The sequence below is a fragment of the Methylobacterium cerastii genome (genome assembly GCF_022179125.1).
GTDB lineage: Bacteria > Pseudomonadota > Alphaproteobacteria > Rhizobiales > Beijerinckiaceae > Methylobacterium > Methylobacterium cerastii.
On sequence record NZ_BPQG01000004.1, the window covers coordinates 76,128 to 100,487 of the forward strand.

At 71.5% G+C, this 24,360-nt stretch carries 22 protein-coding genes; 17 read left to right on the forward strand and 5 right to left on the reverse strand.

Going from position 1 to position 24,360, the window contains the following annotated elements; all coding sequences use genetic code 11:
* The first annotated feature begins 11 nt into the window (after positions 1 to 11).
* The 8 genes from MFF13_RS01065 to MFF13_RS01100 all read left to right on the forward strand — a co-directional run bounded on the left by MFF13_RS01065 (position 12) and on the right by MFF13_RS01100 (position 9,859).
* A complete protein-coding gene (locus MFF13_RS01065; RefSeq protein ID WP_147753366.1) occupies positions 12 to 935 on the forward strand; it encodes a D-alanine--D-alanine ligase in 924 nt (307 codons plus the stop codon).
* Positions 902 to 1,888, forward strand: a complete 987-nt coding sequence (locus tag MFF13_RS01070; protein ID WP_147753367.1) for a cell division protein FtsQ/DivIB — start codon at positions 902 to 904, stop codon at positions 1,886 to 1,888. The genes MFF13_RS01065 and MFF13_RS01070 overlap by 34 nt, the downstream gene beginning before the upstream one ends.
* A 70-nt stretch (positions 1,889 to 1,958) precedes the next feature.
* Positions 1,959 to 3,281 (forward strand): cell division protein FtsA, encoded by a 1,323-nt coding sequence (ftsA, locus tag MFF13_RS01075; protein WP_147753368.1) that lies wholly within the window; start codon positions 1,959 to 1,961, stop codon positions 3,279 to 3,281.
* Between the two features lie 103 nt (positions 3,282 to 3,384).
* Positions 3,385 to 5,094 carry a cell division protein FtsZ gene (gene ftsZ, locus MFF13_RS01080; protein WP_147827875.1) on the forward strand — a complete coding sequence of 570 codons (1,710 nt, stop codon included), beginning with the start codon at positions 3,385 to 3,387 and terminating at the stop codon, positions 5,092 to 5,094.
* Between the two features lie 489 nt (positions 5,095 to 5,583).
* Positions 5,584 to 6,531, forward strand: coding sequence for a UDP-3-O-acyl-N-acetylglucosamine deacetylase (gene lpxC, locus MFF13_RS01085; protein WP_147827876.1), 948 nt, complete (start codon positions 5,584 to 5,586; stop codon positions 6,529 to 6,531).
* Positions 6,532 to 6,781: 250 nt separating this feature from the next.
* A complete protein-coding gene (locus tag MFF13_RS01090) occupies positions 6,782 to 7,660 on the forward strand; it encodes an outer membrane protein assembly factor BamD (protein ID WP_147752459.1) in 879 nt (292 codons plus the stop codon).
* Between the two features lie 179 nt (positions 7,661 to 7,839).
* Positions 7,840 to 9,513, forward strand: a complete 1,674-nt coding sequence (gene recN / locus MFF13_RS01095; RefSeq protein WP_147752458.1) for a DNA repair protein RecN — start codon at positions 7,840 to 7,842, stop codon at positions 9,511 to 9,513.
* Positions 9,514 to 9,646: 133 nt separating this feature from the next.
* Positions 9,647 to 9,859 carry a hypothetical protein gene (locus MFF13_RS01100; RefSeq protein ID WP_147752457.1) on the forward strand — a complete coding sequence of 71 codons (213 nt, stop codon included), beginning with the start codon at positions 9,647 to 9,649 and terminating at the stop codon, positions 9,857 to 9,859.
* Positions 9,860 to 9,949: 90 nt separating this feature from the next.
* Here MFF13_RS01100 and MFF13_RS01105 read toward each other — a convergent pair whose 3' ends face one another.
* Positions 9,950 to 10,207, reverse strand: coding sequence for a hypothetical protein (locus MFF13_RS01105; protein ID WP_147752456.1), 258 nt, complete (start codon positions 10,205 to 10,207; stop codon positions 9,950 to 9,952).
* A gap of 312 nt (positions 10,208 to 10,519) precedes the next feature.
* On the opposite strand from MFF13_RS01105, the gene pstS reads away from it, so the two are divergent.
* The 6 genes from pstS to phoB all read left to right on the forward strand — a co-directional run bounded on the left by pstS (position 10,520) and on the right by phoB (position 16,028).
* Positions 10,520 to 11,560, forward strand: a complete 1,041-nt coding sequence (gene pstS, locus MFF13_RS01110; protein ID WP_147752463.1) for a phosphate ABC transporter substrate-binding protein PstS — start codon at positions 10,520 to 10,522, stop codon at positions 11,558 to 11,560.
* Positions 11,561 to 11,767: 207 nt separating this feature from the next.
* On the forward strand, positions 11,768 to 12,748 hold the full coding sequence (gene pstC, locus MFF13_RS01115; protein ID WP_147827877.1) for a phosphate ABC transporter permease subunit PstC: 981 nt from the start codon (positions 11,768 to 11,770) through the stop codon (positions 12,746 to 12,748).
* Positions 12,749 to 12,759: 11 nt separating this feature from the next.
* Complete coding sequence (gene pstA / locus MFF13_RS01120; protein WP_147827878.1) at positions 12,760 to 13,650, forward strand: phosphate ABC transporter permease PstA; 891 nt, start codon at positions 12,760 to 12,762, stop codon at positions 13,648 to 13,650.
* A 50-nt stretch (positions 13,651 to 13,700) separates the two neighbouring features.
* Positions 13,701 to 14,519: a phosphate ABC transporter ATP-binding protein PstB gene (gene pstB, locus MFF13_RS01125; protein WP_147752453.1), complete on the forward strand. Its 819-nt coding sequence runs from the start codon at positions 13,701 to 13,703 to the stop codon at positions 14,517 to 14,519.
* Positions 14,520 to 14,550: 31 nt separating this feature from the next.
* On the forward strand, positions 14,551 to 15,264 hold the full coding sequence (gene phoU / locus MFF13_RS01130) for a phosphate signaling complex protein PhoU (protein WP_147752452.1): 714 nt from the start codon (positions 14,551 to 14,553) through the stop codon (positions 15,262 to 15,264).
* 62 nt (positions 15,265 to 15,326) lie between these two features.
* Positions 15,327 to 16,028 (forward strand): phosphate regulon transcriptional regulator PhoB, encoded by a 702-nt coding sequence (gene phoB, locus MFF13_RS01135; protein ID WP_147752451.1) that lies wholly within the window; start codon positions 15,327 to 15,329, stop codon positions 16,026 to 16,028.
* Here the strand turns inward: phoB and MFF13_RS01140 are convergent.
* The 3 genes from MFF13_RS01140 to MFF13_RS01150 form a co-directional block, all read right to left on the reverse strand.
* Positions 16,025 to 18,184 (reverse strand): protein-disulfide reductase DsbD family protein, encoded by a 2,160-nt coding sequence (locus MFF13_RS01140; protein WP_147827879.1) that lies wholly within the window; start codon positions 18,182 to 18,184, stop codon positions 16,025 to 16,027. The two genes, phoB and MFF13_RS01140, sit on opposite strands and share 4 nt — an antisense overlap.
* A 120-nt stretch (positions 18,185 to 18,304) precedes the next feature.
* Entirely contained in the window at positions 18,305 to 20,110 is a 1,806-nt protein-coding gene (locus tag MFF13_RS01145; protein WP_238270190.1) for an aminopeptidase P family protein, read from the reverse strand.
* Between the two features lie 67 nt (positions 20,111 to 20,177).
* On the reverse strand, positions 20,178 to 21,113 hold the full coding sequence (locus tag MFF13_RS01150; RefSeq protein ID WP_238270192.1) for a 50S ribosomal protein L11 methyltransferase: 936 nt from the start codon (positions 21,111 to 21,113) through the stop codon (positions 20,178 to 20,180).
* A 202-nt stretch (positions 21,114 to 21,315) separates the two neighbouring features.
* On the opposite strand from MFF13_RS01150, the gene MFF13_RS01155 reads away from it, so the two are divergent.
* Positions 21,316 to 21,522, forward strand: coding sequence for a hypothetical protein (locus MFF13_RS01155; RefSeq protein ID WP_147752447.1), 207 nt, complete (start codon positions 21,316 to 21,318; stop codon positions 21,520 to 21,522).
* Positions 21,523 to 21,612: 90 nt separating this feature from the next.
* Positions 21,613 to 22,305, forward strand: coding sequence for a molybdate ABC transporter permease subunit (gene modB / locus MFF13_RS01160; RefSeq protein WP_147827881.1), 693 nt, complete (start codon positions 21,613 to 21,615; stop codon positions 22,303 to 22,305).
* Between the two features lie 26 nt (positions 22,306 to 22,331).
* On the opposite strand, the gene MFF13_RS01165 is transcribed toward modB, so the two are convergent.
* The gene (locus tag MFF13_RS01165) at positions 22,332 to 22,988 is read right to left on the reverse strand and encodes a glutathione S-transferase family protein (RefSeq protein WP_147827882.1); all 657 of its coding nucleotides are present in this window, start codon (positions 22,986 to 22,988) and stop codon (positions 22,332 to 22,334) included.
* A 62-nt stretch (positions 22,989 to 23,050) separates the two neighbouring features.
* Between MFF13_RS01165 and modC the strand changes: the two genes are divergently transcribed.
* Complete coding sequence (gene modC / locus MFF13_RS01170; protein ID WP_147827883.1) at positions 23,051 to 24,151, forward strand: molybdenum ABC transporter ATP-binding protein; 1,101 nt, start codon at positions 23,051 to 23,053, stop codon at positions 24,149 to 24,151.
* The last annotated feature ends 209 nt before the right edge of the window (positions 24,152 to 24,360 follow it).

The window sequence follows — 24,360 nt, forward strand, 5'->3', positions numbered from 1 at the left end:
CGGAGCCGCCCATGTCCAAGCACGTCGCCGTCCTGATGGGGGGCACCTCGTCCGAGCGCGAGGTCTCGCTGAACTCCGGCACCGCCTGCGCCGACGCGCTGGAGGGCGAGGGCTACCGCGTCACCCGCGTCGACGTCGGGGCCGACGTCGCCGCCGTGCTGTCGGAGCTTCGGCCGGACGCCGCCTTCAACGCGCTGCACGGGCCGGCGGGCGAGGACGGCACGATCCAGGGGCTGCTCGAGATCCTGCGCATTCCCTACACGCATTCCGGCGTGCTGGCTTCGGCGCTCGCCATGCACAAGGAGCGGGCGAAGGTCGTGATGCGGGCGGCCGGCGTCAGCGTTCCGGAGGGCCGGGTCGTTAACCGGCATGATGCCGCGAAGTCACACCCGATCGCGCCGCCCTACGTCGTCAAACCGGTCTCCGAAGGCTCGTCGATGGGCGTCATCATCGTGCGCGACGGGCGCTCGCATCCGCCCCAGATCCTGACCTCCGAGGAGTGGGTCTTCGGGGAGGACGTCCTTGTGGAGACTTACGTTGCGGGCCGCGAGCTCACCTGCGCGGTGATGGGCGACCGGGCGCTCGGCGTCATCGAGATCAAGGCCGCGTCGGGGGGGTGGTACGACTACGACGCCAAGTACGCGCCGGGGGGCTCGATCCACGTCCTGCCGGCCGAACTTAAACCAAATGTTTACCAGCGTGTCCAAGAGTTGTCGTTAACGGCGCATCAAGCACTGGGCTGCCGGGGCGTCAGCCGTGCCGACCTTCGCTACGACGACACACCGGGTGGCACCGGTGCCCTCGTCGTCCTGGAGGTCAACACGCAACCCGGCATGACCCAGACCAGCCTTGTGCCGGACATGGCCGCCCATGCTGGGTATCGTTTCGGTGAGTTCGTACGATGGATGGTGGAGGACGCGTCTCTGGGCCGCTGAGCCCCGCTGGGTTTCCCGGCGCGACCGGTCCTGCCGCGCGCTTCGCTGGGCAGGGCTTGGCCGGGCAGGGCCTGGCCGGTAGCGTCCTCTCCCGGCTTCCGCGCTTCCTGCGCCGGTCCGATTCCCTGCGCCGCGGTCGGCCCGGCCCGTCGATGGCCGAGCGCCTGCCGCGCGGCGTCGGCGCCCTCGGCCTCAGCACGGCCTTCGGCGCGCTGGCGCTCGCCGGCTTCGTCGCCAGCGGCCGCTACGACGCCTTCGTCGCCGAGAACGGCCGCCCCTTCGACATCCTCGCGCGCATCGCCGGCTTCGGCGTCGAGCGCGTCACCATCTCGGGCATCTCCCGGATGTACGAGCGCGAGGTGCTCGCCGCCGCCGGCATCGACTGGCGCGCGTCCGTTCCCTTCCTTGACGTCGCCGAGGTGCGCGCCCGCCTGCTGCGGGTGCCGTTGATCGCCTCCGTCTCGGTGCGCAAGATCTATCCCCGCGAGATCGTCATCAACCAGGTCGAGCGCGAGCCGGCCGCCCTTTGGCAGATGAACGGCGAGATCAGCGTCATCGCCGCCGACGGCACGATCATCGATACGATGCGCGACGACCGCTATGCGACGTTGCCGCTCGTCGTCGGCGACGACGCCAACACCAAGCTCGGCGAGTATCTCGCCCTGGTCGCCGCGGCCGGCCCGCTGGCCGACCGCATCCGCGCCGGCACCTACGTCTCGGGCCGGCGCTGGACGCTGAAGCTCGACGGCGTCGACATCCGCCTGCCGGAGGTCGAGCCCGGCGCCGCGCTGGCGCGCCTCGTCGAGCTCGAGCGCGCCAACCGACTGCTGGAGAAGGACATCATCGCCGTCGACCTGCGGATGCCCGACCGGGTCGTGGTCCGCCTCACCGAGGAGGCCGCGGCCGCCCGGGCCGAGGCCTCGAAGAAGACGAAGAAGGGGACGGCGACGTGAGCCCAGCCCAGGCGCTCCTTTCGACCACCCGCCGCCCCGCCCGTTCCCCGTCTTTCGCCGGTCAGCGCTGATGCATTCCCAACACGGCCTCACGCCCCGCCTGAAACCGCTCTCGGCGCGTCGCAGCACCACGCTGTCGGTGCTCGACATCGGCACGAGCAAGGTGGTCTGCCTCATCGCCGAGCTGCAGCCGGCCGAGGCCCTTTCGACGCTGAAGGGCCGCACGCACCTCGCCCGCATCATCGGCATCGGCCACCAGCGCTCGCACGGGCTGAAGGGCGGCGCGATCGTCGACCTCGAAGCCGCCGAGGGCGCGATCCGGCAGGCGGTGCACGCCGCCGAGCGGATGGCCAAGGTCGAGGTCCAGTCGGTCATCGTCAACATGAGCGGCGGGCGCCTCGCCTCGCAGCACTTCCAGGCGCGGGTCAACGTCCGCACCGGCACGGTCACCGGCGCCGACGTGGAGCGCGTCCTCGAGGCCGCAAGCGCCCACGGCGTCAGCCCCGGCCGCGCCGTGCTCCATGCGCTGCCGACCGGCTACGCGCTGGACGGCCAGGGTGCGGTGATCGACCCCTCGGGCATGATCGGCGAGGCCCTCGGGGTCGACCTCCACGTGGTCACCGCGGAGGCCGCCGCCGCCCGCAACGTCATGCTGGCGATCGAGCATTGCCATCTCGGCGTCGAGGCGGTGATCGCCACCCCCTACGCCGCCGGCCTCTCGGCGCTCGTCGACGACGAGGCCGAGATGGGCGTCTGCGTCGTCGACATGGGCGGCGGCACCACGAGCTTCGGCGTGTTCTCCGGCGGGCACCTCGTCCACACCGACGCGATCGCCGTCGGCGGCCACCACGTCACCATGGACATCGCCCGCGGGCTCTCCACCCGGGTCGCTGCGGCCGAGCGGCTGAAGACGCTCTACGGCTCGGCCATCGCCACCCCCTCGGACGAGCGCGACATGATCGCGGTCCACGGCGTCGGCGAGGACGAGGGCGAGACCCCGAACCACGTTCCGCGCTCGCAGCTGGTGCGGATCATCAAGCCGCGGGTCGAGGAGGTGGTCGAACTCGTCCGCGACCGCCTGCGCGCCGCGGGCTTCGCCGCCCAGGCGGGGCGCCGTGTGGTGCTGACGGGCGGCGCGAGCCAGCTCGTCGGCCTGCCCGAGGTTACCCGCCGGGTGATGCAGGGCCAGGTCCGGATCGGGCGTCCGCTCGGCATCCGCGGCCTGCCCGAGGCGGCCAAGGGTCCGGCCTTCTCGGCCGCGGTCGGCCTGCTGGTCTACCCGCAGGTGGCGCATGCCGAGCACTTCGAGCCGCGGGGCCAGCGCGCCTTCGCCGGCACGGGGACCGACGGGTACATCGGCCGCGTCTACGAGTGGCTGAAGCAGGGTTTCTAGGCGTTTTCCCGGGCGCCCTCTCGCGCCCGGCCTCGACGAATCGGCGTCTCCTCGACGGAGGCGCTCCGGACAACGCGTTAAAGGTCACGAAGGGCTCGACACCATGGCCATCTCTCTCCAGGCGCCTGACATCCGCGAACTCAAGCCCCGCATCACCGTGTTCGGTGTCGGCGGCGCCGGCGGCAACGCCGTCAACAACATGATCGAGTCGGGCCTGCTGGGCTGCGAGTTCGTCGTCGCCAACACCGACGCCCAGGCGCTGACCTCCTCGAAGGCCGAGCGCGTGATCCAGATGGGCCTCGGCGTGACGCAAGGGCTCGGCGCCGGCTCGCACCCCGAGGTCGGCTCGGCCGCCGCCGACGAGGTGATCGACGAGATCCGCGACCAGCTCTCGGGCGCGCACATGTGCTTCATCACCGCCGGCATGGGCGGCGGCACCGGCACGGGTGCCGCCCCCGTCATCGCCCGGGCGGCGCGCGACATGGGCATCCTCACCGTCGGCGTCGTGACGAAGCCGTTCCAGTTTGAGGGCCTGCGCCGCATGCGCACGGCGGAAGCCGGCATCCAGGAGCTCCAGGCCGCCGTCGACACCCTGATCGTGATCCCGAACCAGAACCTGTTCCGGGTCGCCAACGAGAAGACCACCTTCGCCGACGCCTTCGCGATGGCCGACCAGGTGCTCTACTCGGGCGTCGCCTGCATCACCGACCTGATGGTCAAGGAAGGCTTGATCAACCTCGACTTCGCCGACGTGCGCGCGATCATGCGCGGCATGGGCAAGGCGATGATGGGCACCGGCGAAGCGAGCGGCGAGAAGCGCGCCAGCCGCGCGGCCGAGGCCGCCATCGCCAACCCGCTCCTCGACGACGTCTCGATGAAGGGCGCCCGCGGCCTGCTGATCTCGATCACCGGCGGCGCCGACCTGACCCTGTACGAGCTGGACGAAGCCGCCACCCGCATCCGCGAGGAGGTCGACCAGGAAGCCAACATCATCCTCGGCGCCACCTTCGACGAGAGCCTCGACGGCATCATCCGCGTCTCGGTGGTCGCCACCGGCATCGAGCCGGCGCTGATCTCGGCCAACTCCCCGAACAACAAGGAGATCGCCGAGACCGAGCAGCGCATCGCCGAGGTCGCCGAGCGCCTTCGCTCCGAGGCCCGCTCGCGCGCCGCGCAGAACGCCCCGAGCTTTCGCGCCGCGGCCGAGCCGGCCGTGACCCAGGTTCAGGCGGCCCCCGTCCAGCCCGTGCGCCAGGTGGCGCCCGAGCCGGTGCATCAGCCCGAGATGCGGATGGAGCCGGCGCCCGTGATGCGCGACGACATCATGCTGACCCAGGCCCAGCCCCGCGCCGCCGCCCCGTTCGTGCCCGTCCCGGCGCCCGCGCCCGAGCCGGTCTCGCAGGCCCATGCCGGCCCGTTCATGCCGCCGCGCCCGGCCGCCCCGCTCGCCCGCGCCCCGCGGATGCCGCAGATCCACGAGCTGCCGCCGATCGCCCAGACCCAGATCGCGGCAAGCCGCGGAGAGCATGTCGAGAACCACGGCGACACCAAGCGCACCAGCCTGCTCCGCCGCCTCGCGACCGTCGGCTTCGGCGGCCGCCGCGAGGAAGCCGAGCCGGCGCCGGCGCCCCGCGCCCAGCCGCAGGTCCAGGCTCCGATGCCGCCGGCCCCGCGGGTCCAGGCTCCGGTCGCCCCGACCTACCGCCCGGCGCAGGGCAACCTCGACGCGCAAGGCCGCATGGCGCCCCAGCCGCGGATGATGGACGACGACCAGCTCGAGATCCCGGCCTTCCTGCGCCGCCAGGCCAACTGATCCGGCGATCCCCCGAAGCCCCGCGGGCCAACGCCCGCGGACCTCATCGCGCGACGCGATTTCCGCCCCGGCACCCGTGCCGGGGCGTTTTGCGTTGCAACATGGAGTGGCCTATTTTCCGGGCGCCGCCGGTGATTTTCGTCGCAAAACCGCTCGGCGCGGCCCCGTCCCGGCGTTCGGGCGGGGGGCGTGGTGCGCGCAGGACACAGCGCGAGCGCTTGGTTGTAGGCGTGTTAACCATTCCTTAACGTGTTGAACTGGAACGATATTCCGGAGATCGCGGCGCGAGCGTGTCTGTAACACAGCGTAAGAAAGCGTGATTTGGCCGGGCTGTGCGCCGCAGCTATAAAAATCTCGAACGAACGAATAGCGGCGCGGTTTTCGGACCGACGCCGCACGCAGGGGCTTCAAGCAGCGGACGGATCGGAAGGCGTCGTCACAACGCGATACGCGCGGTGGCGTGGCCGGATCGCGGCCGAGGGCTAAGGAATGCGGACGAACCAACAAACAACACTCAAGGGCGCGGCCGTGCTGAGCGGCATCGGCGTCCATTCCGGAAACCCGGTTGCGATCACGCTGCGCCCGGCTTCCGCGAACCACGGTATCGCTTTCCTCCGCACCGGAATGGCCTCCGGCAACGACCGACTCATCAAGGCCCACCACGCCTGCGTCTCCGCGACCGAGCTCTGCACCGTGATCGGCGACGTCGATTCCGGGGCGGTCGCCACGATCGAGCACCTGATGTCCGCCTTCTACGGATTGGGCGTCGACAACGCGCTCGTCGAGATCGACGGGCCCGAGATGCCGATCCTCGACGGCAGCGCGCTTCCTTTCGTCAAGGCGATCGACGCCGTCGGCATCGCCCAGACCGGCACCGCCCGCCGCTGGATCAAGGTCCTCCGCCACGTCCGCATCGAGGCCGGCGCCGCCTTCGCCGAACTCCGCCCGATCGACCGGGGCTTCCGCCTCGACGTCGAGATCGATTTCGAAAGCCCGGTGATCGGCCGCTCGCGCAAGGCGATGGACCTCACCGCAGCCGCCTACCGCCGCGAGATCGCGCCCGCCCGCACCTTCGGCATGATGAAGGACGTGGAGCGCTACTGGAAGGCGGGCTTCGCCCTCGGCGCGTCCCTCGAGAACACCGTCGCCGTCGGCGAGACCGACGTGGTCAACCCCGAGGGCCTGCGCTTCGCCGACGAGTTCGTCCGTCACAAGTTCCTCGACGCCGTCGGCGACCTGGCGCTCGCCGGGCTGCCGCTCCAGGGGGCCTACCGCTCCTATTGCGGCGGCCACCGCATGAACGTCGGCATCCTCGAAGCCCTCTTCGCCGACCGCGCGAACTACGCGATCGTCGAGGCGCAGGGGACCCGCCGCGAGACCGCGCTCGCCGAATTCGGCGCCGGGCTCGGCATCGCCGCCTTCGCCGGCGACCTCTGAGAGACCCTTCCGGCCTGCCGCCTCCGGGCGATGTGGCCTGCAAGACACAGCCGCCCGCCGATCCGCGCGGGCGCGGAACCGCCGCTTTCATGCCCGAATCTGCCGCCACGGTGAATCGTCCGTGAAGTGCGCGGCAGTCCGGGATGCGGTGGCCGCCCGGACCCGGTAGAGTGCCGGCGCCGACATGAACCCATGATGGCTCAACGGCGCTCCGAAGCGAGGACGCGCCCGTTCGGGGGAAGAACCGCCAATGCCTGTGACCCTTCGGACCCGCGGAGCGGCGGCGGCCGTGCTCATCACCGCCTTCGGCCTCGGTCTCGGCGGTTGCGACGCCCTCGACCCGACCAACCTGTTCGCCGAGAAGTACAAGCCCGAGGTCGTGCAGGACACGCCGGCCGACAAACTCTACAGCGAGGGCTTGGCGAAGATCGAGGACAGCGACTACGAGGGCGCGGTCAAGAAGTTCGATTCGCTCGACAAGCAGTACGCCTATTCCGACTGGTCGCGCCGCGCGCTGCTGATGACGGCCTACGCGAACTACGAGGGCCAGAAGTACGACGACGCGATCACCGCCTCGAAGCGCTACCTGCAGCGGCATCCGGCGAGCAAGGACGCGGCCTACGCCCAGTACTTGATGGCGATGTCGCAGTACAAGCAGATCCCCGACGTCACCCGCGACCAGGACCGGTCCGAGAAGGCGCTCGTCGCGCTGCAGGAGCTCGTCCAGAAGTATCCGACCTCGGAATACTCCACCGACGCCAAGGCCAAGATCCAGATCACCCGCGACCAGCTCGCCGGCAAGGAGATGGAGGTCGGGCGCTACTACCTCGAGCGCCGCAACTTCCCCGCCGCGATCAACCGCTTCCGCGACGTGGTCAGCAAGTATCAGACGACCCGCCACGCCGAGGAGGCGCTGGAGCGGCTGACCGAGGCGTACATGGCGCTCGGCATCGTCGCCGAGGCGCAGAACTCGGCCGCCGTGCTCGGGCACAACTTCCCCGACAGCCCCTGGTACAAGGACGCGCACGCCCTCCTGCAGAACGGCGGCCTCGAGCCGCGCGAGGAGAAGGGCTCGTTCCTCAGCAAGATCTACACCTCGGTGATGGGCCGGACCGCGGCCGCCCAGTAGGCCGCCCGCGCATCACGACGGGACGCGAAAGCGCGGGCGGGGCTTCGGCTCCGCCCGTTTCGCATTTCGGGGGTGCGATCGGCCCGGCATCGGCCTACATGACGGCTTCGTATTTCCCGTAAAGTTTAGGGCACCCGTCCGGATCGACGGACGGGGAGCCGGAGGCACGAAGGCGCGGCATGCTGGTGCAGCTCGCGATCCGCGACATCGTCCTGATCGACAAGCTCGACCTGAACTTCGCCAGCGGGCTCAGCGTGCTCACCGGCGAGACCGGCGCGGGCAAGTCGATCCTTCTCGACGCGTTCAGCCTGGCGCTGGGCGGGCGCGGTGACGGCTCCCTCGTGCGCCACGGCGAGGCGCAGGGCGGCATCACCGCGGTGTTCGACGTCGGCCTCGACCACCCAGCCCGGCGGATCGCCGCGGAATCCGAGATCGACACCGAGGGCGACCTGATCCTGCGGCGCACGCAGATGGCCGACGGGCGCACCCGTGCCTTCGTCAACGACCAGCCCGTCGGCGTGCAGGTCCTGCGCGCGATCGGCGCGGCCCTGGTCGAGATCCATGGCCAGCATGACGACCGGGCGCTCGCCGACGTCACCACCCACCGCGCCATCCTCGACGCCTTCGGAGGCCTGAGCGGCCCGCTCGACGCGGTGGCGAAGGCGGCCAAGACGGTGAAGACCGCCCGCACGACGCTCGCCGAGCACCGCGCCCGGGTCGAGACCGCTCGCCGCGAAGCCGACTTCCTACGCCATGCGGTCGAGGAGCTGGCGGCCCTCGATCCGAAGCCAGGCGAGGAGGCGACGCTGGCCGAGCGCCGCACGGTGATGCAGCAGAGCGAGAAGGTCGCGCGCGAGCTGAACGACGCTTTGGCCGCCGTCGGCGGCTCGCATTCGAGCGTGCCACAGCTCTCCTCTGCCATCCGCAAGCTCGAGCGCCGCGCCGCGCAGCTGCCGGCGCTGGTCGAGCCCTGCGTCGCGGCGCTGGACGCCGCCCTCGTCGCCCTCGACGAAGCCCGCGCCGTCCTCGACGCCGCGGTGTCCGAGGCCGAGTTCGATCCGCGCGAGCTGGAGCGGGTCGAGGAGCGCCTGTTCGCCCTGCGCGCGGCCTCCCGCAAGTACGACGTCGCCGCGGACGACCTCGCGGCCCTGCGTGAGCGCTACGAGGCGGACGTGGCGGCGATCGATGCCGGCGAAGAGGCGTTGGCCGGTCTCGAGGCGACGCTGGCCACGGCCGAATCGGCCTACGCCAAGGCCTCGGAAAAGCTCAGCGCCGGGCGCCGCCGGGCGGCCAAGGCCCTTGACGCGGCGGTGCAGGCCGAGCTGCCGCCGCTCAAGCTCGAGCGCGCGCGCTTCATCACCGAGATCGTCACCGATCCCGAATCGCGCGACCCCGCCGGGATCGACCGCGTCGCGTTCTGGGCGCAGACCAACCCCGGCACCAAGGCCGGCCCGATGATGAAGGTGGCCTCGGGCGGCGAGCTGTCCCGCTTCATGCTCGCCCTGAAGGTGGTGCTCGCCGACAAGGGTTCGGCGCCGACGCTGATCTTCGACGAGATCGACACCGGCGTCGGCGGCGCGGTGGCGGACGCGATCGGCGCGCGGCTCTCGCGCCTGTCGCGGGACGTGCAGGTCGTGGCGGTGACCCACGCGCCCCAGGTCGCGGCGCGCGCCGTCACGCACTTCCTCATCGCCAAGGATGCGGTGAAGGGCGCCGGCCGCGTCGCCACCCGCGTCGCCTCGCTCCCCGTCGCCGCGCGGCGCGAGGAGATCGCCCGCATGCTCGCGGGTGCCACCGTCACCGACGAGGCCCGCGCCGCGGCGGCCCGCCTGCTCGAAGGCGCGGCCGTCTAGGGGGACGCTCCGACGATCCCCGCAAACCGTCGGTTAAGGTTAACACCTTCTTAACCATCGGGACCGACACTGATGCGATCCGGTGGCGACAGCGATTCGCGTACGCCGGCAACGTCCTACTTCGGGGGGGACCATGCATCAGGCCGCAGCCAAGTTCGAAGTCCTCCCGTCGCGCGAGGGCCTCGCGTCGCATCGCGGCGCTGCCAGCGTCGACACCCATCATCTCGGGCAGACCCTACGCACCGTCTATGAGGGCAGCGTCGACAAGCAGCCGATTCCGGACTCCCAGGTCGACCTGCTGCTGCGCCTGCGCCAGAAAGAACGCGACCTGCGCCGCAGCGCCTGAAGCGGGCAGGGGGCAAAGTCCGGGCCGCAAGGCGATCCGACGCAACCTTTCTGGCTCATCGCAGCGAGCCGTAAGGACGCCTCAAGCCATCTACCAGCGCTTGGCGCCCGGGCGCCGCTGATACTCGGCGGCGCGGATGCGCGTCAGCAAGCGGTCCAGGCTCATCAGCATCGAAGCCTCGTCGGCTCGGGCGCGCTCGGCCTCGCCGGGCTCGGTGCTGAAGTTCTGCCGCGCCTTCGCCAGGGCCAAGTCGCGCTCCAAGGCCTCGCGCTCGGCGTGGAGGGCCTGGAAGGCGCCGTCGTCGGGACGCGGCGCACGCGTCGGCGCCGCAGGCGAATCGTGGGGCACGGGAACGTCTTTCCGACCGGGCGAGCCGCGGCGGAATGCCGACGACCGAGCCCGGATCGAACGGAGAACGCGCGAACCCGGCAAAGCGTGCCATCGCCAAGCGATCCCGAACAGATCCCAAGCTGATTTCGCGGCGATCCCGGTCGCCGCGGCGCCGAAGCCGCCCATGTCATGCGGCTGTCATCTGCGTGTCCTAACCGCGGCGGTGTCGAGCCAGGCGGCTGCGGCCGCCGGACTGCCGGACGGCCGGCGCGATTCCGCACCTGCGGATCCGCGCCCCTCGGACGCGCTCGACGGATGACGGAGATCGATGTGAAACCCTTCACCTACGCGCTCGCCCTCGGCCTCGCGACGGCCCAGCTCGCCTTCCCGGCGCTCGCCGCCGACATCACCGGCGCCGGTGCGACCTTCCCGTTCCCGGTCTATTCCAAGTGGGCGGAAGCCTACCGCAAGGACACCGGCACCGGCCTGAACTACCAGTCGATCGGCTCGGGCGGCGGCATCAAGCAGATCCAGGCCAAGACGGTCGACTTCGGCGCCACCGACGCGCCGCTGAAAGGTCCGGCCCTGGAGAAGGACGGCCTCGTCCAGTTCCCGACCGTGATGGGCGGTGTCGTCGCCGTCGTGAACATCCCCGGCATCGAGCCGGGCAAGCTCAAGCTCACCGGCGACGTGATCGCCGACATCTACGCCAACAAGATCACCAAGTGGTCCGACCCGAAGATCGCCGCGCTGAACGACGGGCTGAAGCTGCCCGACGCCAACATCACCCCGGTCTACCGCTCGGACGCGTCGGGCACGACGAACATCTTCACCACCTACCTCAGCCAGGTCTCGGAGGGCTGGAAGAAGGAGTTCGGCGCCGCCACCACCGTGAGCTGGCCCGCCGGCCAGGGCGGCAAGGGCAACGAGGGCGTCACCGCCACCGTCAAGCAGGTCCCGAACGCCATCGGCTACGTCGAGTCGGCCTACGCCAAGCAGAACAAGCTCAGCTACGCGCTGATCCGCAACAAGGCCGGCAAGTTCCCGCAGCCGGACGACAAGGCGTTCCAGGCCGCCGCCGCCAGCGCCGACTGGAAGAGCCAGCCCGGCTTCGGCATCACGCTCACCGACCAGGCGGGCGAGGATGCGTGGCCGATCACGGCCGCGACCTTCATCCTCGTCCACAAGGAGGCCGCCGACCCGGCGAAGTCCGCCGACGTGCTGAAGTTCTTCGACTGGGCCTACAAGAACGGCGACAAGCTCGCCTCCGACCTCGACTACGTTCCGCTGCCGGACGCCGTCGTCGGCCTGATCCACGAGGAGTGGAAGCAGGTGAAGGGCAAGGACGGGAAGCCCGTCCTCGGCATGTGAGGCCGACGGCGCGGGGCGGACTCCACCGCGCGCCTCGATCGTCGACTCGTCGGGCGGCCACCGGGACCACGGTGGCCGCCCGACCCCCGAGCGGACCGGCTTCCTCCCATCCGGTCTCACTCCCATCCGGTCTCACTCGCATCCGGTCTCGCCCTCGCGCCCGGCCGCACGGCGCGCTACCACCCCAGACGGTGAAAAGAACCGCGGATGACCGCCTTGACCGAACAGATCGCCCTGACGCGCTCCGGCACGAGCACGCGCTCGCGAAAGGGGCCGAGCAAGGGCCTCGACGCCCTGTTCCGCGCCGCCTCCTACGGTTCGGCCCTGCTGGTGCTGGTGGTGCTCGCCGGCATCCTTGGGTCGATCCTCTACGGCGGCTGGCCCGCCTTCCGCGAGTTCGGCTTCGGCTTCCTCACCTCCAGCGCCTGGAACATCGGCACGGAGCAGTACGGCGCCCTCGTCGCCGTCACCGGAACCCTCGCCTCGGCGCTGCTGGCCCTGGTGATCGGCGTGCCGATCTCGCTCGGCATCGCGATCTACCTGACGCAACTCTGCCCCGGCTGGGCGCGCAAGCCCGTCGGCATGACGATCGAGCTGCTCGCGGCGGTGCCGAGCATCATCTACGGCATGTGGGGCCTGTTCATCTTCGCCCCGTTCTTCGCCCGCTTCGTGCAGATGCCGGTCTCGAACGTCGTCGAGGGCCTGCCGATCGTCGGCACGCTGCTCTACGCCCGCGTGCCCTCGGGCGTCGGCGTGCTCACCGCCGGCATCATCCTGGCGATCATGATCGTGCCGTTCGTGGCCTCGATCGCCCGCGACATGCTCGACCAGATCCCGACGATCCTGCGCGAGAGCGCCTACGGCATCGGCTGCACCACCTGGGAGGTGGTCCGCCACGTCCTGCTCCCGCAGGCCTCCGTCTCGATCATCGGCGCGATCATGCTCGGCCTCGGCCGCGCGCTCGGCGAGACCATGGCGGTGACCTTCGTGGTCGGCAACGCCAACCGGCTCTCGGCCTCGGTGTTCGACCCCGGCTCGACCATTGCCTCGCGCATCGCCAACGAGTTCAACGAGGCCGACGGCCTGCAGCTGAACTCGCTGATGGCTTTGGGCTGCATCCTGTTCGCGATCACCTTTGTCGTCCTGATCATCGCCCGCTTCCTGACGCGCCGCGTCAAGGTCGCCTGAGGGAGCCCGTCGTGGACGCCAACAACACGATCCGTCCCGCGCCGGCCCTCAAGCCGACCCGCATCCGCGGCAGCCGCCGGGTCGCCGACCGCACCCTGCGCCTCGCCTGCCTCCTTGCCACCGTGCTCGGCGCTGTCGTCCTCGGCTCGATCCTCCTGATGCTGATCATCGAGGGCGCGCGCGGGTTCTCGCCGCTGCTGTTCACCCAGCCGACGCCCGGCCCGGGCTCGGAAGGCGGCGGCATCGCCAACGCCATCCTCGGCAGCCTGGTGCTCACCGGCATCGGCATCCTCGTCGCCACGCCGATCGGCCTGATGGCCGGCACCTACCTCGCCGAGTACGGCCGCGGCTCGAAGCTCGCCGAGGTGATCCGTTTCCTCAACGACATCCTGCTCTCCGCGCCCTCGATCCTGATCGGCCTGTTCGTATACACCCTGATGGTGCGGCCGATGGGGAGCTATTCGGGCTGGGCCGGCGGCGTGGCGCTGGCGATCATCGCGACGCCGGTGATCGTGCGCACCACCGAGGACATGTTGCGCCTCGTCCCCGGGACGCTGCGCGAGGCCGGCGTCGCGCTCGGCGCCCCGATGTCGACGGTGATCCGCAGCGTGACGTGGCGGGCGGCGTCGGCCGGCATCGTCACCGGCATCATCCTGGCGCTCGCCCGCATCGCCGGCGAGACCGCGCCGCTGCTGTTCACGGCGCTCAACAACAACTCGTGGTTCAGCCGCGACCTGATGGGCGGCGTCGCGAACCTGCCGGTGATGATCTACCAGTTCGCGCTCTCGCCCTATCCGAACTGGCAGCAGCTCGCCTGGGCCGGCGCGCTCCTGATCACCATGACGATCCTGCTGCTTTCGGTCGTCGCCCGCGTCGTCATCAAGCCGCAGACCGCGCGCTGATGTCCATGGGGACCCAGAACCCGCCGCCGGCACCCACGAGGAACACGACGATGAACGCCGCCCCCGCGATCAGCGCTTCCCAGTTCGACGGCCGGAACCCGGCCGACGAGCACGCGCCCATCCGCATCGCCGCCAGGGAGCTGAACTTCTATTACGGGCAGTTCCATAGCCTGAAGAACATCAACCTCGACTTCCACGACCGCCAGGTCACCGCCCTGATCGGCCCGTCCGGCTGCGGGAAGTCGACCCTGCTGCGCACCTTCAACCGGATCTACAGCCTCTACCCGGAGCAGCGCGCCGAGGGGCAGGTGCTGCTCGACGGCCAGAACGTGCTCGACGCCAACGTCGACCTGAACGAGCTGCGCTCGCGCATCGGCATGGTGTTCCAGAAGCCGACGCCGTTCCCGATGTCGATCTACGACAACGTCGCCTTCGGCCTGCGCCTCTACGAGAAGCTGCCGAAATCCGAGCTCGACGGCCGCGTCGAGTCGGCCCTGCGCAAGGCCGCCCTGTGGGACGAGGTGAAGGACAAGCTCAAGCAGTCCGGCATGGGCCTCTCCGGCGGCCAGCAGCAGCGCCTGTGCATCGCCCGCACGGTGGCCCAGAGCCCCGAGGTGATCCTGTTCGACGAGCCGACCTCGGCCCTCGACCCGATCTCGACCGGGCGCATCGAGGAGCTGATCGAGCAGCTGCGCAGCGAGTTCACGATCGTCATCGTGACCCACAACATGCAGCAGGCCGCGCGCATCTCGCAGTTCACCGCCTTCATGTATCTCGGCGAGGTCATCGAGGTCGGTCCGACCAACCGCATCTTCATGAACCCGACCGTGCGTCAGACCCAGGACTACATCACCGGCCGCTTCGGCTGAGCCGCATACGGATCGATCGAGGACCAAGCCCATGCCCGGCCACATCGTCACGTCCTACGACACCGACCTCGAGGACCTGCGCCGCTCGATCTCCGAGATGGGCGGCGTCGCCGAGAAGATGATGACCGAGGCGACCGACGCCCTCGTTCGCCGCGACACCCAGCTCGCTCAGGCGGTGATCCTCGCCGACAAGCGCCTCGACACCCTTCAGCGCGAGATCGAGGAGCGCTCGGTGCTGCTCATCGCCCGGCGCCAGCCGATGGCGATCGACCTGCGCGAGACGATCTCGGCGATCCGCGTCTCGGGCGACCTCGAGCGCATCGGCGACCTCGCCAAGAACATCGCCAAGCGCGTCGTCGCGATCAGCGACCAGGCCCAGGCGCAGAAGATCGTGCTCGGCGTGCAGCACATGAGCGACCTGGTGCAGGAGCAGCTCAAGGACGTGCTCGACGCCTATGCCAGCCGCGACGTCTCGGCGGCGCACAACGTCTGGGAGCGGGACGGCGAGATCGACGCGCTCTACAACTCGCTGTTCCGCGAGTTGTTGACGTACATGATGGAAGATCCGCGCAACATCTCGTTCTGCACGCACCTGCTGTTCTGCGCCAAGAACGTCGAGCGCATCGGCGACCACACCACCAACATCGCCGAGACGATCCATTATCTCGCCACCGGCGAGAACCTCGCCGGTGACCGCCCGAAGAACGACGCGTCGAACTACGCGACGGTGACGCCCGGCGCCTGAGACGCCTGTCGGCGTCTCACGGCGGCCAAGGAAGTCGGGCGGCCCGCCCGGGAGTGCCCTGCATGCGTACGCGGATCCTGATCGTCGAGGACGAGGAGGCGCTCACCACCCTCCTGCGCTACAACCTCGAAGCCGAGGGCTTCGAGGTCGATTCCGCCGCCCGCGGCGACGAGGCCGAGCTGCGCCTGCAGGAGCAGGTGCCGGACCTGATCCTGCTCGACTGGATGCTGCCCGGCCTCTCGGGGATCGAGCTGTGCCGCCGGGTGCGGGCGCGGCGCGAGACGGCGTCCCTGCCGGTCATCATGCTGACGGCGCGCGGCGAGGAGGGCGACCGCATCCGCGGCCTCGGGACTGGGGCCGACGACTACATCGTCAAACCGTTCTCCGTGCCGGAGCTCCTGGCCCGGGTCCGCGCGCTGCTGCGCCGGGCCAAGCCGACCCATGTCGCGAACCTCCTGGAGGCCGGCGACATCGAGCTCGACCGCGACAGCCACCGCCTGCGCCGGGCGGGCAGCGAGATCCACCTCGGGCCGACCGAGTTCAAGCTGCTCGAATTCCTGATGCAGAGCCCCGGCCGGGTCTATTCCCGCGAGCAGCTCCTCGACGGCGTCTGGGGCCACGACGTCTACATCGACGAACGCACCGTCGACGTGCATGTCGGCCGCCTGCGCAAGGCCCTGAACCGCACCGGCGAGACCGACCCGATCCGCACCGTCCGCGGCTCGGGCTACGCCTTCGACGAGACGTTTTCGGGCGAGGATTAGGGCACCTTCGTTCCCGCGCCCGCGAGCCCCGCGCTGCGGCCCGTCGCCGTTACGGCGTCCAGCGCGCTCAGCACCGTGCCCTCGGTGAGGATCTGCGGCAGCACCGTCGGCTCGCCTGGCCCTGCGTAGAGCAGGTAGAGCGGCACGCCGCTGCGGCCGTGGCGCTCGAGCAGGCGGGTGATCTCCGGATTCTGGTTGGTCCAGTCGCCCTTGAGGTAGGTGACGTCGCGGGCGCGCATCGCTGCGCCGACCGCCGCCGTCCCGAGCGAGGTGCGCTCGTTGACCTGACAGGTGATGCACCACGCCGCGGTCATGTCGACGAAGACCGGCCGGCCGCCGGCCAGCAGCGCGTCGAGGCGCGCCTGCGTGAACGGCTCGACGCCCTCGGCCCTGGTCTGGGCGCCCGGCGCGATCCGGTCGCGGTCGAGGGTGAGGGCGAGCGCCGCCACGCCGACGACGGCGAGCACCGCGAGGCCGCGGGCGAGCTGCGCCCGCACCGGGCGCGCGTCGCGGCCGAGTTCCCACGCCCAGGCGGAGAAGCCGAGCAGCACCAGTCCGATCAGCGCGGCGAGCAGGCCCTGCGGCCCGACCTGCTGGGCCAGCACCCAGACCAGCCACGCGACCGTGGCGTAGATCGGGAAGGCCAGCGCCTGCTTCAGCACGTCCATCCAGGCGCCCGGGCGGGGCAGGGCGCGGAGCGCCGCCGGCCACAGGGTCAACGCCAGGAAGGGCAGGGCGAGGCCGAAGCCGAGGCTCGCGAACACCACGAGGCCGGCGGCCGTCGACTGCGTCAGCGCGAAGCCCACCGCCGAGCCCATGAAGGGGGCGGTGCAGGGCGTCGCCACCACGGTCGCGAGCACGCCGGTGAAGAACGAGCCTTCGAGTCCGGCCCGCCGGGTCAGCCCGTCGCCGAGCCCGGCGAGCCGCCCGCCGAGGTGGAGCATGCCCGACAGGCTCAGGCCCATGGCGAAGAGCAGGTAGGCCAGGGCGGCCACCACGGTGGGCGATTGCAGCTGGAAGCCCCAGCCGATCCCGGCTCCCCCGGCCTTCAGCGCGATCAGCAGCGAGGCCAGCGCCAGGAACGCCGCCAGCACGCCCGCCGTGTAGGCGAGCCCGTGCAGGCGGACCCGCCCCGGCGCCTCGCCGGAATGCTTCACCAAGCTGAGCACCTTGATCGACAGCACCGGGAAGACGCAGGGCATCAGGTTGAGGATCAGGCCGCCCAGCAGCGCGAGGCCGGCCGCGGTCCAGAGCGTCAGGGTCTCGGCCGGCTCGGTGCGCGGGATCGCCGGCGCCACGCTCGGCATCGCGCTGCCGGCCGCGAGCGGCGCCTCGTCGCCCAGCGCGAAGGCCTGGCGGACGAGACCGTCGCCGGTCTCCTCCTCGATCGCCAGCACGCCGGGCAGGCTCTCGGGCGCGGCGTCGGTGGGCGTCGCGCGGGTCAGCGTCAGGTGGAGGCCGGCCGCGTCCACGGTGAAGGGCTGCGGCGCGGCGTTCTCGATCGCCGTCTCGGAATAGGGAAAGAACGCCACCGCGCGGAGCCTGTCCGCGGCGAGGCCCGGCGCGTCGAGGTCCAGGGCGAGGCGGTCGCCCTGGCTCGACAGCCGCACCGGCCACGGCGAGGCCTTGGGCAGGGCGGCGCGGGCACGCACGAACAGCGCGGCGTTGGCCGGATCGGCCGCGGCCTCGCGGGCGACCGGCAGGGTCAGGGTGAGGTCGGCCGAGCCGGGGATGCATTCCTTCTCGCACACGAGATAGGTGAGCTTGCCCGCAAGCGTCACGGGGGCTGCCGGGTCGAGGCTTGGCGGCGGCGTCACCCGCACGAGCAGGATCGCCTCGCCCTCGTAGCCGAAGTTCATCAGCGTCGCGATCGGGATGCGGTGCGGTGCCGGCCACTGGATCGCCGAGGCCGAGAAGCCGGCCGGCAGCGTCCAGGTCACCTCCGGCGGCAGGCCCGAATCGCCGGGGTTGCGCCAGTAGACGTGCCAGCCCGGCTTCATCGCCATGCGGATGGCCACGGTGAACGGCGTGGCGCCGGCCATTGCCGCAGGCTCCGCCACGAGGCTCGCCCGCACGAGGTCGGCCGGCGGCTTGAAGCCTTGGGCCGCGACGGGCCCGGCGAGCAGCGATAGGAGGAGGGCGAGAAGACGGAGCATGCGGTCCCTTCGCGCGACCGTCCACGACGGTTTCACGCTGCTCTGGTCATAGGCGCGAACCGGCGGAGGGTAAAATCGCGACGGCGCGTCCGGGTGCCGCGCGGAGGATCGATCCTGGGTTCAGAGTGCCGCCGTCGCCCGCTCCAGCCAGGCTCGCGTCTCCGGGTCGAGGTCCGGGTCGAGCACGTCGCGGACGTGGGCGTGGTAGGCGTCGATCCAGGCGCGCTCGGCGGGGCTCAGCATCTCCGGCACGATCAGGCGGCGGTCGTAGGGGACCAGCGTCAGGGTCTCGAAGCCGAGCACCGGGCGTTCGCCGCCGGGCACCTCGCGGGGCTCGACGAGGACGAGGTTCTCGATGCGGATGCCGTAGCCCCCGGCGCGGTAGTAGCCCGGCTCGTTGGAGAGGATCATCCCCGCCTCCAGGGCGACGGTTCCGGTCTTGGCGATGCGCTGCAGGCCCTCGTGCACCGAGAGGAAGGCGCCGACGCCGTGGCCGGTGCCGTGGTCGAAATCGAGGCCGGCCTCCCACAACGGCAGGCGCGCAAGGGTGTCGATCTGCGCGCCTGTGGTGCCCTTGGGGAAGACCGCGCGGCTGATGGCGACGTGGCCCCGCAGCACGCGGGTGTAGCGATCACGCATCTCCGCGCTCGGCGCGCCCACCGCGACCGTGCGGGTGATGTCGGTGGTGCCGTCGGGGTATTGCGCGCCGGAATCGATCAGGAACAGCTCGCCCGGCTCCGCCCGCCGGTCGGTGGCGCGGGTGACGCGGTAATGCACGATCGCGCCGTTCGGCCCGGAGCCGGAGATCGTCGGGAACGAGACGTCGCGCAGGTCGCCGCCGTCCGCGCGAAAGTCCTCCAGCGCCTCCACCGCGGCGACCTCGGTGACGTGGCTCTGCCCGTCGAGCCAGGCGAGGAAACGCACCACGCTCGCCCCGTCGCGCCGGTGTGCGGCGCGGGCGCCGGCGATCTCGGCGGCGTTCTTCACCGCCTTCATCGCGGTGATCGGGTCCGGGCCGACATCGGGGGTGCCGCCCACCGTCGCGACGCGCTCCTTCAGGGCGGCGGCGCCGGTGGCGGCGTCGAGGCGCACGCGCTTGCCGGCGAGCTCGCCGAGCGCCGGCTCGAAGTCGTCCCGCGAGGCGATGTCGGCGACCGGGGCGAGCGCCGCCCGCGCCTCCTCCGTCACGTCGTGCGACACCAGGAACAGCCGCGGCCGGCCCTCGCGCGGCAGGATGGCGTAGCCCAGCGCCAGCGGCGTGTGCCCGACGTCGCCGCCGCGCAGGTTGAACGCCCAGGCGAGGTTGTGGGGATCGGAGATCACCAGCGCGTCGCACTGGCCGGCCTCCAGCTCCACGCGGATGCGCGCGATCTTGTCGCTCGCGGTTTCGCCGGCGAAGTCGAGCGGATGCGCGATCACGCGGCCCGATGGCGGCTTCGGGCGGCCGGCCCAGACCGCGTCCACCGGGTTCTCCGATAGCGCCTTCACCGAGGCGCCGGCCTTGGCGGCGGCATGCTCGAGGCGGGCGACCCCGTCGGGGGTGTGCAGCCACGGGTCGTAGCCGAGCACTGCGCCGCGCCGCAGGGTCCGGCCGATCCAGGCCTCGGCGGTGCTCTCGGCGAGGGGCACGACCGTGACGACGCCCGGATCGACCTGTTCCGGCGCCTGGATGGTGTAGCGCCCATCGACCATGAGTGCTGCGGCCTCGGCCAGGATCACGGCGGTGCCGGCCGAGCCGGTGAAGCCGGTGAGCCAGGCGAGCCGCTCGGCGTTGGCCGGGACGTATTCGGATTGGTGCTCGTCGGCGCGGGGCACGACGAAGCCGTCGATTCCGGCCTCGCGCAAGGCGGCGCGAAGGGCGGCGACGCGCTCAGGCCCCTTGCGGTGGCTCGGGTCGTCGAAGGTCTGGAATCGGGTGCGGGTCATGCGCCCACGGTATCGCCGGCGGCACCCCGCGGGCAACCGAACGCGGGCCGTCCGCCTCGGATCGGGCTCAGCGCCGGGCGGACCCGGCCAGCGGCCGCTGCGCCGCCCCGCCGCGGCGCAGCACCAGGGCGACCCAACCCTCGATCGTCCCCCGCGAGGCGAGGTGGAAGCCCTGGTGGCGGTAGGCCGAGAGCACGCCGGCCACGTCGCGCTCGATCAGCCCCGAGAGCACCAGCACGCCGCCCTCGGCCACCACCGCCGAGAGCGTCGGCGCCAGGGCGCGCAGGGGGCGGGCGAGGATGTTGGCGAAGACGACGTCGAAGTGGCGCGTCCGCGCGGCCATGGCGTTGCGCACCCCCGGGCCCTCGTAGAGCTTGAGGTAGGGTCCGAGCCCGTTGGCGCGGGCGTTGGCGCGGGCGGTGCGCACCGCCTCGCCGTCGAGGTCGCCGGCGATCACCGGGCGGCGCAGGGCCTTGGCGGCGGCGAAAGCGAGGATGCCGGTGCCGGTGCCGACGTCGAGCACCCGGCCGGGGCGGCCACGCTTGAGCACGTCCACCAGGGCCTTGAGGCAGCCGAGCGTCGTGCCGTGGTGGCCGGTGCCGAAGGCCAGCGCCGCCTCGATCTCGATGGCGAGCTCGTTCGGCCGCACGGTGTCGCGGTCGTGCGAGCCGTGGATTCGGAAGCGTCCGGCGCGCACGGGCACGAGGCCTTCGAGCGAGGCGCGGACCCAGTCCTTCTGGTCGACGGTGCGGAACTCGGCGGCGTCCGCCTTCGCGCCGACCACGGGGCGGATCAGGTCGCGGATGTAATCTTCGTCCGGCGCGTCGGCGAAGTAGGCCTCGAGCCGCCACGTCACCCCGTCCTCGGACTCGAAGGCGGCCACCGCCGTCTCCGTCGGGTCGAACATCTCGCCCAGCAGGTCGGTCATCGTGCGCGCCGACCGCTCGTCGGTCATCAGCTGCAGGACGTGGGTCGGGCGGTTCGGGTGCAGGCCTTCGAGCATGGCCGCCTCTACCACCCTCGGATCGGAGCCGCCACAAGCGGATCGAACCGCGGCAAAACCGCCTGGGAATGCGGCAGATTGTTCACGCGTTCATCATATCGACCCCCGGAACCGGCTTCGGCGTGCAACGGTTTCGGTCAGGCCACCACGTCGGCACTCCGCATTGTCGTCCGAGTCGTTCGTTCATCGAGGGTGCGTCCGCGTGACCAAGTCGAGACCTTCCGTTGCCCGGCCGGTCGTCCTCAACGGCCTCGCCCGGCGCCGGCGCCAGCCGGCCCGGCCGCGCGACGCCCTGCTCGGGGCCGAGGCCCTCGAGACGCCGCTGCCGGGCCGGCTCCTCGTGCTGCTGAGCCGCCTGCACCGCGCCGAGGAGGCGAAGCCCGGCACGAAGGACGAGACCGGCGCCTGAGCCGCTTGCGCGCCGCGCATCCCCCGTCCAAGGCTGCTTATCGAGCGGCCGCGACGGTCCGCGGCGCCTCCCGGACCGGACGACCCATCCTTGCTCGACCTGACGCCCGACGAGTGGACCGCCGTGGCGCTGAGCCTGAAGGTGGCCGCCGTCGCGACGTTCGCGAGCCTGCTGCCGGGGATCGCCGTGGCGTGGCTTCTCGCCCGGCGGCGGTTTCCCGGGCGCGCCCTGCTCGACGGGCTGGTCCACCTGCCGCTGATCCTGCCCCCCGTCGTCACCGGCTACCTGCTGCTCCTGGCGCTCGGCCGGCGCGGGCTCGTCGGCGGGTGGCTCGCCGAGGTGGGGATCGTGTTCGCGTTCCGCTGGACCGGGGCGGCGCTCGCCTGCGCAGTCATGGGCTTTCCCCTGATGGTGCGGGCGATGCGCCTGTCGATCGAGGCCGTGGACGCCCGCCTCGAACAGGCGGCCGCGACGCTCGGCGCCCGGCCGCTGGCGGTGTTCCTCACGGTGACCCTGCCGCTCAGCCTGCCCGGCATCCTCGCCGGCGCGGTGCTGGCCTTCGCCAAGGCGATGGGCGAGTTCGGCGCCACCATCACCTTCGTCTCGAACATCCCCGGCGAGACACAGACCCTGCCCGCGGCGATCTACACGCTGACGCAGGTGCCCGGCGGCGAGGCCGCGGCGCTGCGCCTCACGCTGATCTCGGTCGCCCTGTCGATGGCCGCCCTGCTGCTGTCCGAACTTCTGGCCCGCCGCATCGGGCGGCGGCTGGGGGCGGGATGACGGGGAGGCTGCGATCCCACCGCGCCTCATGCATAGGCATACGGCCCGCCGCGCTCCAGCGCGCGCCGGTAGGCCGGGCGGGCGTGGATGCGGGCGAGCCAGTCGGTCAGGCGCGCGCCGGCGCCGGTGCCGCGCGCGGCGAAGGCTTCGAGCGGGAAGCTCATCTGGATGTCGGCGGCGGTGAAGGCGTCGCCGCCAAACCACGGTCGGTCGGCCAGCTCACCCTCCCAGTAGGCGGCGTGGCGGCGCAGCTCCGGGTCGACGAACTTGGCCGTGACCGCCTTGGCGATCCCCCGCACCAGGGGGCGCACCAGCGCCGGGCTGCCCGGCGCGAGGCGCGAAAAGACCAGCTTCAGCAGGAGCGGCGGCATCGCCGAGCCTTCGGCGTAGTGGAGCCAGTAGGTGTAGCGGCGATGCTCTTCGGTGCCGGGGGCAGGCACCAGGGCGCCGCCGCAGCGGGCGGTGAGGTATTCGACGATGGCGCCGGATTCCGCCACCGTCACGTCGCCGTCGGTGATCACCGGCGACTTGCCGAGCGGGTGGATCGCCCTGAGTTCCTGCGGCGCCAGCATGGTCTCGCGGTCGCGGGCGTAGCGCTTCACGTCGTAGTCCAGGCCGAGCTCCTCGAGCAGCCAGAGCACCCGTTGCGAGCGGCTGTTCTCCAGGTGGTGGACGGTGATCATGCGCGGCCTTCCGTGAGGGTGTCGTCGCACAACGCGGGGACGCCGCGAAGGAGCCGGCCGGCATGACGATCGCCGTCGCCGTCGCCCTGCGCCGGGGCGCGTTCACGCTGGACGCCGCCTTCGAGGCCGGGGCCGGGCTCACCGCCCTGTTCGGCCGCTCGGGCTCGGGCAAGACCACGCTGATCGACCTGATCGCCGGGCTGAGCCGCCCCGATCGCGGCCGCATCGTCGTCGCCGGCGAGACGTTGGTCGACACGGAGCGGCGCATCGCCCTGCCGGTGCATCGGCGCCGGATCGGGCTGGTGTTCCAGGACGCGCGCCTGTTCCCGCACCTCAGCGTGCGGGGCAACCTCGGCTACGGTCGGCTCTTCTCCGGCCAAAGGGCGGACCGGGCCGAGCACGACGCGGTGGTCGACATGCTCGGCGTCGGCCACCTGCTCGACCGGCGGCCGGCGGGCCTCTCCGGCGGCGAGCGCCAGCGCGTCGCCATCGGCCGTGCGTTGCTGGCCAAGCCCCGCCTGCTGCTGATGGACGAGCCGCTGGCGGCGCTGGACGAGGCGCGCAAAGGCGAGATCCTCCCCTACATCGAGCGGCTGCGCGACGAGGCCGGCATCCCGATCGTCTACGTCAGCCACGCGGTCGGCGAGGTGGCCCGGCTCGCCAACACCGTGGTGGTGCTGGAGGCCGGCCGCGTCGCCGCCTGCGGCCCGGCCGAGGCGATCCTGCGCCGGGCCGACCTCGTTCCGGTCCACGAGGCCGAGGCCGGCGCGCTCCTCGACATGACCGTTGCCGGGCACGACCCGGAGGCCGGCCTGACCCGCCTCGAAGGCGCGGCCGGGCGGCTCCTCGTACCGCTGCTGCCGCGCGCCGTCGGCAGTGCGTTGCGGGTGCGGGTGCCGGCCCGCGACGTGCTGGTCGCCACCGCGGTGCCGATCGGCCTCAGCGCCCGCAACGTGCTGTCCGGCCGGGTCGCGGCGCTGATCCCGGACGGGCACGCGGTGATGGTGGAGGTCGCCTGCGGCGGCGCGGTGCTCGCCGCCCGCCTCACCGGCGCCGCCGTCCGAGACCTCGACCTCGCGGTCGGCCGCCCGGTCCACGCGGTGATCAAGAGCGTCGCCCTCGATCCCGCCGGGATGGGCGGGCGCCGGGCGATCGAGATCTGAGGCACTTTCGCGCGAGACGGACGCAGGCTCGCGCGAAGGTCATACGGCTGCACGGCGGGTTCGATCGTCTTCCATGATCCGAAGATCGCGGAACAGGCTCTCGTGGCGGCGGATCAACCCGCGATGTCGTTCGTCCTCGACCCGACGCAGCCGCAGAAATCGCTTCGTTCGGTTGGAAGCGAGCGTTCACGGGATGTCAGTTCACGTGT